This window comes from Devosia rhizoryzae, from assembly GCF_016698665.1.
GTDB classification, from domain to species: domain Bacteria; phylum Pseudomonadota; class Alphaproteobacteria; order Rhizobiales; family Devosiaceae; genus Devosia; species Devosia rhizoryzae.
In genome coordinates, this window is the sequence record NZ_CP068046.1 from 2,788,075 (window position 1) to 2,803,824 (window position 15,750).

The 15,750-nt window shown below is 62.8% G+C and carries 15 protein-coding genes and 1 tRNA gene; 9 read left to right on the forward strand and 7 right to left on the reverse strand.

Going from position 1 to position 15,750, the window contains the following annotated elements; translation table 11 throughout:
• Positions 1-726, reverse strand: coding sequence for a DUF1365 domain-containing protein (locus JI748_RS13595; protein WP_201631657.1), 726 nt, complete (start codon positions 724-726; stop codon positions 1-3).
• Entirely contained in the window at positions 723-2,069 is a 1,347-nt protein-coding gene (locus JI748_RS13600; protein ID WP_201631659.1) for an NAD(P)/FAD-dependent oxidoreductase, read from the reverse strand. The genes JI748_RS13595 and JI748_RS13600 overlap by 4 nt, the downstream gene beginning before the upstream one ends.
• 240 nt (positions 2,070-2,309) lie before the next feature.
• On the opposite strand from JI748_RS13600, the gene JI748_RS13605 reads away from it, so the two are divergent.
• From JI748_RS13605 to JI748_RS13615, 3 genes are read left to right on the forward strand one after another with little or no spacing between them, the layout of a single operon-like run.
• The gene (locus tag JI748_RS13605; protein WP_233280528.1) at positions 2,310-2,882 is read left to right on the forward strand and encodes a sigma-70 family RNA polymerase sigma factor; all 573 of its coding nucleotides are present in this window, start codon (positions 2,310-2,312) and stop codon (positions 2,880-2,882) included.
• A complete protein-coding gene (locus tag JI748_RS13610; protein WP_201631665.1) occupies positions 2,879-3,526 on the forward strand; it encodes a ChrR family anti-sigma-E factor in 648 nt (215 codons plus the stop codon). Before JI748_RS13605 ends, JI748_RS13610 begins: the two co-directional genes overlap by 4 nt.
• A gap of 9 nt (positions 3,527-3,535) precedes the next feature.
• Positions 3,536-3,952, forward strand: a complete 417-nt coding sequence (locus tag JI748_RS13615) for a DUF2177 family protein (protein ID WP_201631668.1) — start codon at positions 3,536-3,538, stop codon at positions 3,950-3,952.
• A 2-nt stretch (positions 3,953-3,954) separates the two neighbouring features.
• On the opposite strand, the gene JI748_RS13620 is transcribed toward JI748_RS13615, so the two are convergent.
• The 3 genes from JI748_RS13620 to JI748_RS13630 all read right to left on the reverse strand — a co-directional run bounded on the left by JI748_RS13620 (position 3,955) and on the right by JI748_RS13630 (position 7,300).
• On the reverse strand, positions 3,955-4,995 hold the full coding sequence (locus JI748_RS13620) for an Ldh family oxidoreductase (RefSeq protein ID WP_201631671.1): 1,041 nt from the start codon (positions 4,993-4,995) through the stop codon (positions 3,955-3,957).
• A gap of 29 nt (positions 4,996-5,024) precedes the next feature.
• A complete protein-coding gene (locus tag JI748_RS13625; protein WP_201631674.1) occupies positions 5,025-7,088 on the reverse strand; it encodes an ATP-dependent helicase in 2,064 nt (687 codons plus the stop codon).
• Positions 7,089-7,210: 122 nt separating this feature from the next.
• Positions 7,211-7,300 (reverse strand) — tRNA-Ser (locus JI748_RS13630).
• Positions 7,301-7,535: 235 nt separating this feature from the next.
• Here JI748_RS13630 and JI748_RS13635 point away from each other — a divergent pair.
• Positions 7,536-7,859, forward strand: a complete 324-nt coding sequence (locus tag JI748_RS13635) for a hypothetical protein (protein WP_201631676.1) — start codon at positions 7,536-7,538, stop codon at positions 7,857-7,859.
• A 53-nt stretch (positions 7,860-7,912) separates the two neighbouring features.
• Positions 7,913-8,569: a peptide-methionine (S)-S-oxide reductase MsrA gene (gene msrA, locus JI748_RS13640; RefSeq protein WP_201631679.1), complete on the forward strand. Its 657-nt coding sequence runs from the start codon at positions 7,913-7,915 to the stop codon at positions 8,567-8,569.
• Positions 8,570-8,622: 53 nt separating this feature from the next.
• Here msrA and JI748_RS13645 read toward each other — a convergent pair whose 3' ends face one another.
• On the reverse strand, positions 8,623-10,440 hold the full coding sequence (locus JI748_RS13645) for a hypothetical protein (RefSeq protein WP_201631682.1): 1,818 nt from the start codon (positions 10,438-10,440) through the stop codon (positions 8,623-8,625).
• A gap of 94 nt (positions 10,441-10,534) precedes the next feature.
• On the opposite strand from JI748_RS13645, the gene JI748_RS13650 reads away from it, so the two are divergent.
• On the forward strand, positions 10,535-11,365 hold the full coding sequence (locus JI748_RS13650; protein ID WP_201631684.1) for a manganese catalase family protein: 831 nt from the start codon (positions 10,535-10,537) through the stop codon (positions 11,363-11,365).
• Between the two features lie 475 nt (positions 11,366-11,840).
• Positions 11,841-12,119, forward strand: coding sequence for a helix-turn-helix domain-containing protein (locus JI748_RS13655; protein ID WP_233280529.1), 279 nt, complete (start codon positions 11,841-11,843; stop codon positions 12,117-12,119).
• Here the strand turns inward: JI748_RS13655 and JI748_RS13660 are convergent.
• The gene (locus JI748_RS13660) at positions 12,116-12,796 is read right to left on the reverse strand and encodes a TetR family transcriptional regulator C-terminal domain-containing protein (RefSeq protein WP_164533184.1); all 681 of its coding nucleotides are present in this window, start codon (positions 12,794-12,796) and stop codon (positions 12,116-12,118) included. The genes JI748_RS13655 and JI748_RS13660 overlap by 4 nt on opposite strands.
• Positions 12,797-12,969: 173 nt before the next feature.
• On the opposite strand from JI748_RS13660, the gene JI748_RS13665 reads away from it, so the two are divergent.
• Complete coding sequence (locus JI748_RS13665) at positions 12,970-14,250, forward strand: aspartate aminotransferase family protein (RefSeq protein WP_201637365.1); 1,281 nt, start codon at positions 12,970-12,972, stop codon at positions 14,248-14,250.
• Complete coding sequence (locus JI748_RS13670) at positions 14,250-15,746, forward strand: CoA-acylating methylmalonate-semialdehyde dehydrogenase (RefSeq protein ID WP_201631687.1); 1,497 nt, start codon at positions 14,250-14,252, stop codon at positions 15,744-15,746. Before JI748_RS13665 ends, JI748_RS13670 begins: the two co-directional genes overlap by 1 nt.
• Positions 15,747-15,750: the final 4 nt, after the last annotated feature.

Sequence of the window (15,750 nt, forward strand, 5' to 3'; positions counted from 1 at the left end):
TCAGGCTCTTCTCGCCCGATCGGTGTAGCGGCGGATCTTGATGCCCTTGAGCAGCAGCCGCACCGCTTCCCAGTGAATGGCGGTGGTGACTTTGAGCGTCATCAGCGGGTGCGTAAAGAAGAGCTTGATAAGGGTCCGGTCGGTGAAGGGCTGGGCCTTGCCTGAAAAGGCCGCATAAAGCAGCGGCTCCCCGTCCTGTGTCTCGTTGATTGCCACCAGAATGCGCTCGCCCGGTTGGCTCAGGCGGAACTCATAGCGGCAATCGGGGCCGATAAAGGGCGAGACATAAAAGCTCTTCTCCGCAGCCTGTTCCCCCTCGGCGGGCAGCACATAGGTATGACGCTCGCCGAAGGTATTGTGGACCTCATAGATCGTTGCGAGCGGCCTTCCCGCCGCATCGTCGCAGAACCAGACGGTCAGCGGATTGAAGACGTAGCCCAGGATGCGCGGGTAGCAGAGCAGCCGGATGCGGCCGGGCCCCGGCAGGCCGTGATCGCGCAACTGCCGGGCGACCCATTGGCGAGGATCACCGCCATCAGCCTGGTCCCGATCGACAATGGAGAACAGCGCCGGACGGTTGTAACCGAAGAGGCGCAAGCCGTTCAAACGCGGCAGGTCAGCCAGATCGATCAGGACCGAGAAAACCCGGTAGCGCAGGTGATGCTTTTTGGGCCGATGCCGCTGGTGCACGACATGGCCGACATAAATGGCAGAGCCCCCGCTCATGCTGCCTGCGCAGCCGGCGGCGCGAGGGTGATGCGGCTCGACGGATTGGCAAGGCTCCAGGGCCGCGGCAGCGATCCCATGGCTTCGGCGGCAGCAAGGCCCGACTGCAAACCATCCTCATGGAAGCCGCGGCCGAAATGGGCGCCGGCAAACCAGGTGCGGTTCTGGCCCTGGATGCGCCAGAGGTCCTGCTGCGCGGCAATCGCCGTCGCGTCAAAGAGGGGGTGCGTGTACTCGAATCGCGCCAGTTCCTGCTCCGGATCCCGTGGCGGGTTCAGCGTGACGAAAAGATTTCGTCCCGAAAGCCCATGCAAATGGTTCATCCAGTAGCTCACGCAAAGGGGGTGGGTGCCTCGCTCATGATCGACAGCGATATAATTCCAGCTGCTCCAGACGCGGCGGCGCCGCGGCATGAACCCGGCGTCGGCATGGAGCACCGCCGTGTTGCGCGTGTAAGCAAAGGCGCCGAGCAGCTCCCGTTCGTCCTTGCTGGGTTGGTCGAGCATGCGGAGCGCCTGGTCGGCATGAGTGGCAATCAAGACCTGGTCGAAACGGCCGGCGCCGCCTTTGGCATCGACCAGCGTAACGCCATGTGTGTCGCGCTGGACGCTGACAACCGGCGTCGATAATCGCACTGTTCCGGCGAAACGCGACAGCAGCGCGCTGACATAGGCGCGACTGCCGCCTTTGACCGTGCGCCATTGTGGACGATCCCAAAGCTGCAACAGGTTGTGGCTTTGAAAAAACCGGACAAAGGCGAGAAGCGGATAGGCTCGGATATCCCTGGCCGTCGAGGACCAGATCGCCGCAGCAAGCGGCAGCAGATGGTCGTCGACAAAGGACTGCGAATAGCGCTGGGTGACGAGGTATTCGTCAAGCGTCAGCTGCTGCAGATCGGGACGGTCGAGGACTTCTGGCGCTTCCTTGTAGAAGCGCAGCACGTCCCGCAGCAGAGCCCAGAATCGCGGACGAAAGGCGTTGCGCTTCTGCGCCAGCAAGCCGCCAAGTCCCTCCCCGGAATATTCGAAGCCGCCTTGATCGAGCGAAGCGGAAAACGACATCCGCGACTTGCGGCTCTCTACCCCGAAATGGGCCATCATGGCCGTAAAGTTGGGGTAGTTCTGTTCGTTATAAACGATGAAGCCGGTATCGACCGGCCCGGTACCCGGGACATCAACGGTATTGGCGTGGCCGCCGACGCGGTCATCGGCTTCATAGAGAACGACATCGTTCGTCTGAGCCAGGAGCCATGCTGCCGAAAGGCCGGAAATACCGCTGCCGACCACTGCAATGCGCTGGCGCACAGGCTCCGAACTCGAGAAGCTGCCGGCTCCATGAAACATGGTTTGATCCATCTGCTTTGGCTCACATACGACTGCGCCGCTAACATGGATCAAGCGCAAGCATGAAACGCTTTCTCCTGAGGCGCGATGTTATTCGCTTCCCTGTTGATCTACCGCAAAGCAGCCTCCGTAGTCTCTGCCATGACCCTGGCAATTTACCCTGTCGACAGACCATGCGAAGATGCGGCACGAACACCGCGCCGCCGCCTAGCCGTGCCTGCGCCGACCAGGGGCAAGCCCGTGACCACAGAGCACAGTTCCGCTTCGCCGGGTGACGACCTGGGCGCCCGGATTGTGGCCATCGCCGCCTCCTCCGACATGGACGCGTTTGAAGCGCTGTTCCGCGACTTTTCGCCCCGGGTGCGCGCTTACCTTTTGAAGATGACTCGCGATGCGCAGGTGTCCGAAGACTTGATGCAGGAGACGATGCTGGCGATATGGCGCAAGGCCGGGCAGTACGATCCCGCGCGCGGTCCGGCTTCGGCCTGGATCTATACGATAGCCCGCAATATCTGGATCGACGCCTGGCGGCGGCAGCGCCGGCCAGCCTTGGACCCCGACGATCCGGCGCTTAGCGCCGAGCCGGAACCCGATGCGCCGCGGCAGATCGAGACGCGGCAAAGCCAGGAAGCAGTGCGCCGCGCCATGGAACGCCTGCCCGCTGAACAGGTCGACATCATCCGCCTCTCGTTTTTCGAGGAAGCTTCACACAGCACGATCGCGGCCCGGCTGGGTCTGCCGATCGGCACGGTCAAGTCGCGTATCAGGCTCGCCTTCGGACGGCTGCGGGCTGCACTGGACGAGCAACAATGACCATACGTCATCACCTGAACGACGATCTTCTGATCGGCTATGCATCGGGCAATCTGTCGGAAGGCTGGTCGCTTGCCGTGGCGACGCACCTGGCCATGTGCAGCGCATGCCGCAAGAACCTCGCGGTGGCGGAAGCTGCTGGCGGCGTGTTGCTGGAAGCCATCGAGCCGGTTGGCGGGGATGAGCGATCCTGGGAAGCACTTAAGTCGCGCCTTTTGAGCGAACCCACACCTCCAATCAAGCCCAAGGTGCAGCCTCCAAGCGCGTTGATCCCCGAGCCGCTGCGCTCCTATCTTGGCGCCGATCTGGCGGACCTCAAATGGCGCAGGGTCGGCACGGCGCACCAGATCCTGATCAAGACGGAGGATCGCGAGACCCAGGTTCGCCTCCTGCGCATTCCGGCCGGCAAGCCCGTGCCCGAGCACAGCCATGGCGGACGCGAGCTGACCGTGGTGCTGACCGGCGCTTTCCATGACGAGATCGATCAGTTCGGCCCCGGTGATATCGAAGATGCCGACGGCTCGCTGACCCATCAGCCGGTGGCCAATGCCGAAGCCGATTGCATCTGCCTTGCCGTGACCGACGCGCCGCTCAAGTTCACCAGCCGTCTCGTGCGGCTCGTGCAGCCGTTCCTGGGTATCTAGGAGACCGCAATGCCGGGACCCGGCCTGCTGACGCTCCTTGCGGCCTATGCCGGCACAGGCGCCGTGTTCCTTGCGCTGGACTTCCTGTGGCTGGCGCTTGTCGCCGTAGGCTTTTATCGCGCCGAAATCGGGCCGCTGCTGCTTGGCAAATTCAACATGGCGCCGGCCGGAATTTTCTACCTGTTCTATGTCGCCGGTATTGTGGGCTTTGCCATCGTTCCGGCACTTGCCACGCAGTCCTGGCTCTGGGCTTTAGCGGCTGGTGTGGCCCTGGGGTTTATCGCTTATGGCACCTATAACATGAGCAACCTGGCGACGCTTAAAGGCTGGTCGGCCAAGTTGTCCCTTGTGGACATGCTCTGGGGCGCTGCGCTCAGCGGTGTTGCGGCGCTTGCCGGCTACTGGATGGCGCAGCTTACCGCTTGATCCTAGCTCAGGACGAGGAAGCGGGCCGTGTCGGGGTCGATCGGAATGCCTTGCGCATCGCGCCGATCAGCCTCCGCCCATTCGCGGTCGCCGGGCGCCATGACGCTGCCACCGCCCGGGCGCACCGCGGCACCGCGCAAACTGGCAAGATATCCCATGATCGCCTGGCCGAACATGGCTCCGCCGACGAACTTTTCGGGATCGATGACCAGCACGAAGTGCCCCATATTTCGGGGCTCATGAATGTTTTCAGTGCCATACATGGGGATGAAATCGGGGTCGAGCGTCGTTCCGGTCAGCAGAGCTGAAAACAGGGTGGCGACCCCAGCCAGGCCCGCGCCTTTGTAGCCATAGTTTTCACCGCCAAGCGGCAGCAGCATCTCGGCGGCGCCGGGGTCAATGGTCGCGGCGCCCTGCGCATCCGCAGCGACGCCCTCCGGCAGCGGTGCGTTCAGCGAGCGGTGCAAGAGCACCCGGTTCATGGGAATGGAGGAGGTCGCCATGTCGAGAAGCCAAGGCCGGCTGCCGGGCACAGGCGCAGCGAAGGCCAGCGGATTGGTGCCATGGAACCGCTCGGCGCCGTCGAAGAGCGCCACCATGGCGTCGGTATTGGTGGTGGCAAAGGTAATAAAGCCTTGCTCGGCGCCTGCTGCGGCATAAGCGCCGGCTGCGCCGAGGTGCGACGAGTGCTCGATCCCGATTGCCGCGACACCGGCTTCGCGGGCAATTTCCATGCCCAGCTCCACGGCATGGTAGGCCGCATAATGTCCGAGCCCATCGTCGCCGTTGACCATTGCGCTGGCGACAGCAGTTCTGCGCACCGTGAGTTCGGGCACCTTGTTGAGCCGCCCACCGCCAAGCATGCGGCAATAGTGTTCGACCAGCCGCACGCCATGGCTGTCCACCCCGACGCGGGACGCATGCATCAGCGCCCGCACGGCAGCCTCCGCAGAGGGTGCGCTGGCCCCAACGTCGAGCAGCGCCCGAAGCACACGCCGTTCGAGCTCAGCGCCCGGGACGAGAATTTGATTGTCGCTGCGCATATGGTCCTTCCCGGGAATACTTGTTGCCCTTACCACATGCTGCGCATCTTGGCCGCCATGTCCACCACGGCAGGCTGGCCGGGCATCAATCCGGCCCGGATGGGCGTTACAGGCGGCCAGAGGATGTCCTCGAACAGTGCCGTCATCGCCCGTGGAATAAAGCGCGTGCGCTGCGCGTAAAGGTGTCGGTCGCCGTTCCGCGCCTGCTGGGTGACATAAAAGCGCTGCGGCACCAGCAGATGGAGTTCATCCTTGGCGCGGGTCATCGCCACATACAGAAGCCGCCGCTCTTCTTCGAGTTCATGGGCCGAACCGGTGCCGAGATCGGAGGGGATACAGCCGTCGACAACATTGAGGACATGCACTGCCTTCCACTCCTGCCCCTTGGCCGAGTGGATGGTTGAAAGGATCAGGTAATCATCGTCCTTGAGCGGCACGCCGGCCTGGTCGCTGGTGGCGTCAGGCGGATCAAGGGTCAATTCGGTCAGGAAGCGCTCGCGGCCTGGATACCCGGCGGCGATCTGTTCGAGCTGCACGATGTCGGCCACGCGGCTTGGCGCATCCTCGTAAGCCGCTTCCAGCAGTGGCTCATACCATTGACGGACATAGCCCAGTTCGAGCGGCCAACTCAGTTCGCGGCTCGCAAGGCGCCCGACCATGGCGACGAGGTCGGGCCAATGCTGACCCGCCTTTGCAGGCGGCGGCACTTCCCCCAGGGCCCAGGCTGGATCGGCACTGGCGCCGAGCGCATCGAGGATCCGCCCCGCAGTGCCCGGACCGATGCCGGGCATCAGCTGCAAGACCCGAAACCCGGCCACGCGATCGCGCGGGTTCTCGGCCCAGCGCAGCACCGCCAGCATGTCCTTGATGTGCGCGGCATCGAGAAACTTGAGCCCCCCGAACTTGACGAAGGGGATGTTGCGCCGCGTCAGCTCGATTTCGAGCGGGCCCGAATGGGAAGAGGAGCGGAACAGCACCGCCTGTTGCTTAAGCGGCGTTCCGGTTTCGCGGGCTTCCAGCACCGACCTGGCGATATAGCCGACCTGATCGGCTTCGTCCTTGACGGTGACCAGCATGGGCTTTTGCGCGGACAGACGCTCGGTCCAAAGGTTCTTGGTGAAGCGCTCGGACGCTTGATCAATCACAGCATTGGCGGCTGCAAGGATCGGCTGGGTCGAGCGGTAGTTGCGGTCCAATGTGACGATCTGCGCCGCCGGCGAAAAGCTCGACGGGAAATCGAGGATGTTGCGCACGGTGGCGGCGCGGAAGGAATAGATCGACTGCGCGTCATCCCCAACCACCGTCAGCCCGCGCCCGTCGGGGCGCAGGGCCAGCAACACGGAGGCCTGCAGCCGGTTTGTGTCCTGGTACTCATCAACGAGGATGTGGTCGAAGAGGCCGGATACCTGCGCGGCAATGGCGGGCTCCGCCATCATGCCGGCCCAGTAGAGCAGGAGGTCATCGTAATCGAGAACGTTCTGCGCCTGCTTGGCCGCCACATAGGCACCAAACAACGTTCGCAGCTCGGCCGTCCACATTGCGCACCAGGGAAAGACGGTTTTCAGCACCTCATCAAGATCGGCCTGCGCATTGACGACACGCGAATAGATCGCAAGGCACGTGCCCTTGGCGGGAAAGCGCGTCTTGGTTTCGCTGAAGCGCAGTTCGTGCCGCACCAGGTTCATGAGGTCGGCAGAGTCTTCGCGGTCATGGATGGTAAACGCCGGATCGAGACCGATCTGCTGGGCATGTTCGCGCAATAGCCGCGCCCCGACGCCATGGAACGTGCCGGCCCAGGTGAGTGCGTCGGTGATCGCGCCGGAACCAAGGCCCAGAACAGAGCCGGCAATACGCTCCACCCGCCGGCTCATCTCCGATGCCGCGCGACGGGAAAAGGTCAGCAGCAGAATACGCCGGGGATCAGCACCATGACGGATCAGATGCGCCACGCGATGGGCCAAAGTATTGGTCTTGCCTGACCCAGCCCCCGCAATCACCAGCAACGGTCCGGGCGCGGCATGGCCCGCACCATGTTCGACCGCGAGACGCTGGTTCGGATTAAGAGCTTCGAGATAGGCAGTGTCAGAAGGCACGAATCGATCCTCGCCGGGGTAGCCTTATCGGACCGTATTCTCGATTTGTTCACAAGCCGTACCGGCCGATGCAACGGGATCAAGCAGCGGGCGGTGCCAAAGGGGAACATCGAAGATGAGAATGGCGGAGAGAAAGGGATTCGAACCCTTGAGACGGTTCCCCGCCTACACACTTTCCAGGCGTGCGCCTTCGACCACTCGGCCATCTCTCCGCGTCGCCCTGCCCAGCCTGGAAACCGGTGCGGACCCGAAAGCCCGCGAGAGCGTGGCGCAATATACTCAGGATCGTTGCGGGCGCAAGGGATCATCAGGGTGCGCTAACGGATTGTTTTGTCCAGCAACCTTATCTTGTGAGAAGCTCGTCCGGCATGGCACAAGGTGGGCGCGCCAAGTGGAACGAAGACGGGCCGGCGGACTTTCCGCCGTCATGGGGCACAGGGACATCGCATGCGGCTGGTCTTGAGAATTTTGGGCACCTGGCTGATCGGCCTGGCGCTGATCCTGCTTGTGATCGACGGCACCAAGTCCCTCGCCGCCAACGAGCTGGTCTTTACCGTCTTCGGCGAAGCCTGGGCGAAGATACATCGTCCAAGCCAGCAGGCGGTTTCGAGTTTCTTTGAAAGCCGCTTCTTTGCCGACCTCTTGCGCGTCGTGTTCCAGAACATTCTGACCTATCCAGCTTTTGCGGTGCTGGGCGTCCCCGGGATCGTCCTTGCGCTGATGGGCAGGCGGCCGCGGCGGGAGCGGTTCTTGCGTCAGGAACAGATCTAGCGGCGTAACTTTTTCCCCTGCCGCAGCGTATAGTTGGCTGAAAGGAGCATCCTATGTTCTTCCGTCAAAAACCGATGACCATTCCTTCTGCCGCCGAGGCGCTGCCGGGCCGGGACCAGGAACTGGCCATCGCACCCAATCATTTCGTCAATAACGCAGCCCTCAAGGGTCCCTACCCTCAGGGCGCCGAGACCATTTACCTGGCGCTTGGCTGTTTCTGGGGCGCCGAGCGGCTGTTCTGGCAATTGCCAGGCGTCCTCGTGACCGCCGTCGGTTACCAGGGTGGCCACACGCCCAACGCCTCCTATGAAGAAGTGTGTTCCGGCCGGACCGGGCATACGGAGATCGTGAAGGTCGTCTACGATCCCAAGGTGATCAGCCTCGAACAGCTGCTCAAGACGTTCTGGGAAGAGCACGACCCGACCCAGGGCATGCGCCAGGGCAATGACATGGGCACCCAGTATCGGTCGGCGATCTATACAACGACGCCCGAGCAGGCCGAAATCGTTGAAAAAAGCCGCGCTGCTTACGAGGCCGCTCTCCGTCAGCGCGGCCTTGGACCGATCACGACCGAAATCGGCGAGGCGGGTCCCTTCTACTATGCCGAGACCTATCACCAGCAGTATCTGGCCAAAAACCCCAATGGCTATTGTGGGCTGGCAGGGACCGGCGTCAGCTGCCCCATCGGGGTTGGCGTTGCCGCCGAGTAACTGATTGGGGCGCCGGGAGATCCTTCCGGCGCCCTTTCTGTTCGCGGCGTGTTCTAGCGCGCGATGGCGTAGATCTTGAGCGGTCCGCCGAGGGAGACATCCTCGAGCCAATCGGGCGGCGTGCCGGCGGCAAGTAGGCTCAGCACCGTATTGGGCTGCTTGAGCCCGGCGCTGTGCATTTCTGGCATTGCCTCGCAGGTGACGAAGAGGCTGAGCCCCCGCTTGCGTGCAATGTCATGGGCTTCGCCGGCCGGGCGGCTCAAGAAGCGAAAAGCATCGAGCACGCCATCTTCGTTGCGGTGATAGGGCGCGGCGACCACTTCGTGCTGTGTTTCGAGCAGGATGTGGGCGCCAAGATCGATGGGCGACATGATACGGCTTGGTGGCAGGCCACGCAGGTCGGCAAAGCTGCCCGAAGCAAGGCAGGGTAGCTTGCTGGCTCGGGCGGTGGTGACCTCCTGTGCGCGTCCATCTGGAAGAAGGCCGAGCAGGCCGGTGACTGCAAGAGCAATGACGATGCCCGCAAAACTCAGCCATGAGGCCACAAGACCCAGGGCCGGCAAGATGCGCGGTCGCTCGATATAGGCCTCACGCGCCCGAAGGATCAGCCAGGCGGCAGCGGGCGTGACGGTCAAGACCACAAGGCGAGCACCGCGGATCTGGGCCAGCATGACCACGGCAGTGGCCAAGATAAAGGTCAGAAGTATCAACCAGCCCAGCCGCTTTTCGGGCTCTTGCCGTAGAGCAAGGATCGCTGCACAGGCGCCGAGCAGAATGGGAATGCCGACCGCCAGCGTATAGGCGGGCAGGTCGAGCAAAGACTGGTGCCAGGGCTTGGCTTCGACGATGCCGGCGATCCAGTTACGCTGCAGCCAGGGGTCAAGCGCCGCATAGGGTCCGCCCAGGCATTGGGGATAGACGGCAATGACCAGGCCGGTGCTGACGATGGCGGCCAGAGCAAGCAGCAGGAGGCGCTGCCAGGCTTGGGGGGGCGCTCGGACAATCGAGATGAACAGATAGGCCGAGCCGACGGCCAGCCCGGCCAGAACATAGACCGGCGAAATCATGTCGCAGGCCGCTTCCAGCCAGCGCCCGGGCGGCCGCGCCAGCATTAGGTGCAGGACCATGGCACCAGCAAAGCCGAGGCCGAAGCGGCGCAGGGCCGGCCGGCGGTCGCCATCGGCGGCATAGGCAAAGCCAAAGGCCAGGATCGCGGCGATGGCAACCGGAAGGGCCTCAATCGCGACCGCGAGCGCGGTGGCGGCAAACATCCCTGCGAGCCACGCCCCGAGCGGGCGCCGCAGGGCCACGAGGCTGGCGAAAAGCACGGCCAGGGTCAGCACGATGATGACATTGTGATGGTCGACGCGGCCCGGATTGAATTCGGCCAGAATGGCTGGGCTGAGCACCGGCAAGACCAGCGCCGGCAAAAGGCCCTGCCGGCCGACGAGTTCGATTGTGATGCGCGCCGAAAGCCAGAGCAGCAGCGCCAGCAAGAGAAGCGGCCAGATCGTACCGGCAAGAACCAGCGCCTGGGAAGGCGTGGCGATCAGTTGCGCAAGCGCCAGCAGCAGGGCAAGCGGCAGATCGACAAGGCGCGACCAGTGGATCTCGGCGCCATAGGGGGTGTTGAGCCGGTGCTGCACCAGATCGTACCAGCCCTGCCCGGCGAGGAAATCACGCACCACGACCATGCGCATGGCGTCATCTGTGTCGCCAAAAAACGGTCCCCCGGCCCGGTTCATATTGGCGCGCAGGAGGATGGTCAAAGCCGCGAGGGCAAAGATGGCGCAGAGCCAAAGCCAGTCCCGCCCCGTAAGGCGAGCGGCGGCTAACGGCGCGCCGGAGAACGTTTTTTCGCGCGATCTCACGAGGTTATACCGGACAAAACTAACACCCTTAACATTGGGCAACCATGCCAAACATGAGCCGTTCGCCGCCTGACAAAACCATCAGGAGAATGTCATGTTCTATACAGACGGAAAGCTTCAATATCCGGTTCGCGTCGAAAAGCCGAACCCGCTATTTGCGCGCGCCCTGCAGCAGGCGATTGGCGGCGTCGAAGGCGAGATCCGCGTTGCCATGCAGTATTTCTTCCAGGCCATGGGTGCCCGCGGCAATCCGAAATTCAAGGACATGCTGCTCAATACCGCGACCGAGGAACTCGGCCATATTGAAATGCTCGCCACGGCCGTGGCGTTGAACCTCGAAGGCGCTCCCGTTGGCGTCAAGGACGAGGTCGCCAAGGACCCGGTCGCCAGCGCCGTGCTGGGTGGCGTCAACCTCAAGAACATCCTGTCTGCTGGCATGTCTGCCATGCCCGTCGACAGCGACGGCGTGCCGTTCGACATGAGCCACATCTACGCTTCGGGCAATATCGCGGCCGACATGACCGCCAATGTCATGGCCGAATCCACAGGCCGCGTCCTGGCGGTCCGCCTCTATCACCTGACCGACGATCCCGGCATGCGCGACATGCTGCAGTTCCTGATCGCCCGCGACACCATGCACCAGAACCAGTGGAAGGCCGCACTTGAAGAACTCGGCGGCGACGCCAACGTGTTCCCGATCCCCAATAGCCACCCGCAGGCCGAGGAAAAGACCGAGTTCTCCTACGCCTATTTCAGCCACATGCTGAATGCCGAAACTCCGGAAGGCCGCTGGACCCAGGGTCCGTCCATCGATGGCAAGGGCGAGTTCAGCGTCGTTAACTCCGAACCGCTTGGTGAAAAGGCGGTGCTCGGGCCAGCAAAGCCGCTGAGCGGCGCGCAGGCCGAGCAGATCAAGCCGGTCTAACAAAGAGTCGGTTCTATCGTACCCTTCCCCTCGAGGGGAAGGGTAGCGCGCCGGCGCAGTGCGCCTTAGCAAAGCCAGAGTGGGGGTGCCGGATGCGTGAGGCAGACAAATCCTCAGCGTTTCCGACACCCCACCCCAACCCCTCCCCTCAAAGGGGGGACTGTTCATTCCGATCGCGTGCCTGCTCGGAAATCTCGGCTCCTGCCTTCCCTCCCCCTTGAGGGGAGGGTAGCGGCGCTTGGCCCATAGGGCCTAGCAAAGCTGGGGTGGGGGTCCCTCAGTGACTTGCCGCACCACCCCCACCCTCAGTCCCTCCCCTCAAGGGGGAGGGAGGCGCAAAATCCAGCCCTGCGCGTCCAAACAAAACATTCCCCTTCAAGGGGGAGGGGCTTTGGTCCGGTATCAACCCTACTTTCTGAATACCGACATAGCGAACTAGGGTCTATCTGGTACGGGAGCAGATAGGAGTATTCAGGTGGACAAAGACTTTATCGCAATCCCGGCTGATCCCAATGATCCCGAAGATCGGGCAGTGTCTGCCGAGGGTCGTGAGCAAGGACAACGCGCTCGCCTGATCCGCGTCACCGGGACCAATCTGGGCTTGTCACAAGCCGAGTTCGCTAGTCGCTTCCGCGTTCCGGTGGGCACATTGCGGGATTGGGAACAGGCACGAGTGATGCCTCCGGATTTCGCCGTTGCCTATGTACGCGTCATCGCCCAGCACCCCGATCTTGTCGCCAAGGCCGTCGCCTAAGCCTTTCCTGCGCTTCGCGCCTTCGGCGTCAGTCCGTGCATGAAGAGCTGTTCGAGATATCGCGCAGCGTCTTCGAAGCGGCCTTCGCCGTTGCGGTCCTTGCCGAGCACGGCGCGCACTTGCACGTCGAAATCGGCATAGTGCTGCGTCGTCGCCCAGATCGAGAAGATCAGGTGATAGGGGTCGGTGCGGGCGAGGCGCCCCTGTTCCATCCAGGTCAGCAGCACCTTTGCCTTTTCGTCGACGAGGTTCTTGAGATCGACCTCGATCATCTCGCTGACGCGCGGCGCGCCCTGCAGCATTTCGTTGGCGAAAAGCCGCGACTCGCGTGGAAAATCGCGCGCCATTTCGAGCTTGCGGCGGATGTAGGAACGGATTTCGGTAAACGGGTCGCCGTCCTCGTCGAACTCGGCGAGGGGCGCCAGCCAGGTCACCAGCAGTTCGGAAATCAGCCGGCGGTGGATCTCGTCTTTCTTGGGAAAATAATAGAGCAGGTTGGGCTTGCTCATGCCCGCCTGCGCCGCGATCTGGTCGATGGTTGCGCCGCGAAAACCGTGCAGTGAAAACACCTCGAGCGCCGCTTCGAGGATGATGTCCTGCTTTTCCTTCTGGATGCGCGTCAGCGGCCGCGGCTTGGCGTCGACGGTGTCAGCTGCGGCGGTTTTCTTGCTCACCATTTTCGCCTTGCGGGAATGGATAGGGATGCTAACATTTTTCCAACTGGTCAAAATTTCTTGGGTTCAGGCGCCAACGTCAAGGCCCAAAACAAAAAGCCGGTCCAAACATCGGGAGCGAGATCGCAGTGCCCACATCATCCAACGTTGCGCCGAACGACCTCAGCGCTTTCTGGATGCCCTTCACGGCAAACCGGCAGTTCAAGAAGAGCCCGCGCATGTTCGTCGCGGCCAAGGACATGCATTATACGACCTCGGACGGCCGCAGCGTGCTCGATGGCACGGCAGGCCTCTGGTGCGTCAATGCCGGCCACGCTCGCCCAAAAATCGTTGAGGCCATCGCCAAGCAGGCCGCCGAGCTCGATTACGCGCCCGCCTTCCAGATGGGCCACCCCAAGGCATTCGAACTCGCCAACCGCATCGTCGACATCGCGCCCGAAGGGCTCGATCATGTGCTCTTCACCAATTCGGGCTCCGAGTCGGTCGAAACGGCGCTCAAGGTCGCTCTCGCCTACCACCGCGTGAAGGGGAACGGCTCGAAGACGCGCCTGATCGGGCGCGAGCGCGGTTATCATGGCGTCAATTTCGGCGGCATCTCGGTTGGCGGCATCGTCACCAACCGCAAGATGTTCGGCACGCTGTTGAGCGGCGTCGACCACCTGCCGCATACGCACAACCTTTCCAAGAACGCCTTTTCGCGCGGCCTGCCCGAACATGGCGTCGATCTTGCCGACGAACTCGAGCGTATCGTCACGCTTCATGATGCCTCGACCATTGCCGCGGTCATCGTCGAGCCGGTAGCCGGTTCGACCGGCGTCCTGATCCCCCCGGCAGGCTATCTGCAGCGCTTGCGCGACATCACCAAAAAGCACGGCATCCTTCTTATTTTCGACGAAGTCATCACCGGTTACGGACGTTTGGGAACGCCATTCGGCGCCGACTACTTCGGCGTCACTCCGGACATCATGGTCACCGCAAAGGGCCTCACCAATGGCGTGATCCCGATGGGCGCGGTGCTGGTCTCGGCCGAAATCCACGATGCCTTCATGGATGGACCCGAACACGTCATCGAGTTCTTCCATGGCTACACCTATTCGGGCAATCCGGTGGCCTCGGCGGCGGGGCTCGCAACGCTCGAAACCTACAAGGAAGAGGGTCTCCTCACCCGCGGCGCCGAACTGGCCAAGGTCTGGGAAGATGCGCTTCATTCGCTCAAGGGCGAACCGCATGTCATCGACGTGCGCAATATCGGTCTCGTCGGCGCGGTCGAACTCGAACCCATCGCCGGCTCGCCGACCAAGCGCGCCTTCTCGGCTTTCCTCAAATGCTTCGAGGATGGCTACCTGATCCGTACCACCGGCGACATCATCGCCATGTCCCCGCCGCTGATCATTTCCGAAGCGCAGATCGGCGAACTGATCGACGGCGTCCGCAGCGCCTTGCGGAGCATTGAATAATGAACGTCATCGAGAACGCCGTCGCCGGCAAGCGCTACGTTTCCGCCTCCACGCGCCGCGTGCCGGTGTTCAATCCGGCGACGGGCGAGCAATCGGCGGAGCTGCCGCTGTCGACACTGGACGAACTGAACGCCGCGGTCGCCTCCGCCGTCAAGGCGCAGGTCGCCTGGGGCGCGACGCCGCCGATGAAGCGGGCTCGCGTCATGTTCAAGTTCAAGGCGCTGCTCGACCAGTATGCCGACGACCTGGCACGCGAGATCTCCAAGGAGCATGGCAAGGTGCATGACGATGCGCTGGGGGAAGTCGCTCGCGGCATCGACTGCGTCGACTTTGCCTGCGGCATTCCGCACCTGCTCAAGGGCGAATTTTCGCGCAATGTTGGCCCCTCGATCGACAGCTATTCCGATCGCCAGCCGCTCGGCGTCGTCGCCGGGATCACGCCGTTCAACTTCCCGGCCATGGTACCGATGTGGATGTATCCGGCGGCCATTGCCTGCGGCAATGCCTTCATCCTCAAGCCTTCCGAGCGCGATCCGTCGGCGCCGATGCTGGCCTGGAACCTTTTCATGGAAGCGGGACTGCCCGAGGGCATCCTCAACGTCGTCCATGGCGACAAGGAAATGGTCGATGGTATTTTGGACCATCCCGACATCAAGGCCGTGAGCTTTGTCGGGTCAACGCCGATTGCAGAATATGTCTACCAGCGCGGCACCCAGGCGGGTAAGCGCGTCCAGGCTTTGGGCGGCGCCAAGAACCACATGATCATCATGCCCGATGCCGATCTCGACCAGGCCGCGGACGCTCTGATGGGCGCAGGCTACGGTTCGGCCGGCGAGCGCTGCATGGCGATTTCGGTGGCCGTCCCGGTGGGCAAGGCAACGGCGGATGCGCTGGTCGAAAAACTGAGGCCGCGCGTCGAATCGCTCAAGATCGGGCCGGCCACCGACAAGGACGCCGAAATGGGTCCTGTCGTCACCAAGATGCACCGCGATAAGATCCTGGGCTACATCGATAGCGGCGTCGAAGAGGGCGCCAAGCTCGTCGTCGACGGCCGCGGCTTCAAGCTCCAGGGTTACGAAAACGGCTATTATGTCGGCGGCACGCTGTTCGACGACGTCGAGCCGAACATGAAGATCTACAAGGAAGAAATCTTTGGGCCGGTGCTCTCGGTCGTCCGCCGCGAAAGCTTCCAGGACGCGGTCGACCTGATCCATGGCCATGAATATGCCAATGGCACGGCGATCTTCACCCGCGACGGTGATGCCGCCCGCGAATTCGCCGACAAGATCGAAGTGGGCATGGTGGGCATCAATGTGCCGATCCCCGTACCCGTCGCCTATCACAGTTTTGGCGGCTGGAAGCGGTCGCTGTTCGGCGATCACTCGATCTACGGGCCCGAAGGCATCCACTTCTATACGCGCCTCAAAACCGTCACCACCCGCTGGCCAGCCGGCATCAAGGGTGGCGCGGAATTCTCATTCCCGACCAACAAGTAGGACC

Coding starts and splice junctions, on each gene's coding strand:
- JI748_RS13615 (WP_201631668.1), top strand. CDS start 3,536: ATGCCGGGACCCGGCCTGCTGACGCTCCTTGCGGCCTATGCCGGCACA.
- JI748_RS13665 (WP_201637365.1), top strand. CDS start 12,970: ATGCCCTTCACGGCAAACCGGCAGTTCAAGAAGAGCCCGCGCATGTTC.
- JI748_RS13635 (WP_201631676.1), top strand. CDS start 7,536: ATGCGGCTGGTCTTGAGAATTTTGGGCACCTGGCTGATCGGCCTGGCG.
- JI748_RS13650 (WP_201631684.1), top strand. CDS start 10,535: ATGTTCTATACAGACGGAAAGCTTCAATATCCGGTTCGCGTCGAAAAG.
- JI748_RS13610 (WP_201631665.1), top strand. CDS start 2,879: ATGACCATACGTCATCACCTGAACGACGATCTTCTGATCGGCTATGCA.
- JI748_RS13660 (WP_164533184.1), bottom strand. CDS start 12,796: ATGGTGAGCAAGAAAACCGCCGCAGCTGACACCGTCGACGCCAAGCCG.
- JI748_RS13670 (WP_201631687.1), top strand. CDS start 14,250: ATGAACGTCATCGAGAACGCCGTCGCCGGCAAGCGCTACGTTTCCGCC.
- JI748_RS13600 (WP_201631659.1), bottom strand. CDS start 2,069: ATGTTTCATGGAGCCGGCAGCTTCTCGAGTTCGGAGCCTGTGCGCCAG.
- msrA (WP_201631679.1), top strand. CDS start 7,913: ATGTTCTTCCGTCAAAAACCGATGACCATTCCTTCTGCCGCCGAGGCG.
- JI748_RS13595 (WP_201631657.1), bottom strand. CDS start 726: ATGAGCGGGGGCTCTGCCATTTATGTCGGCCATGTCGTGCACCAGCGG.
- JI748_RS13620 (WP_201631671.1), bottom strand. CDS start 4,995: ATGCGCAGCGACAATCAAATTCTCGTCCCGGGCGCTGAGCTCGAACGG.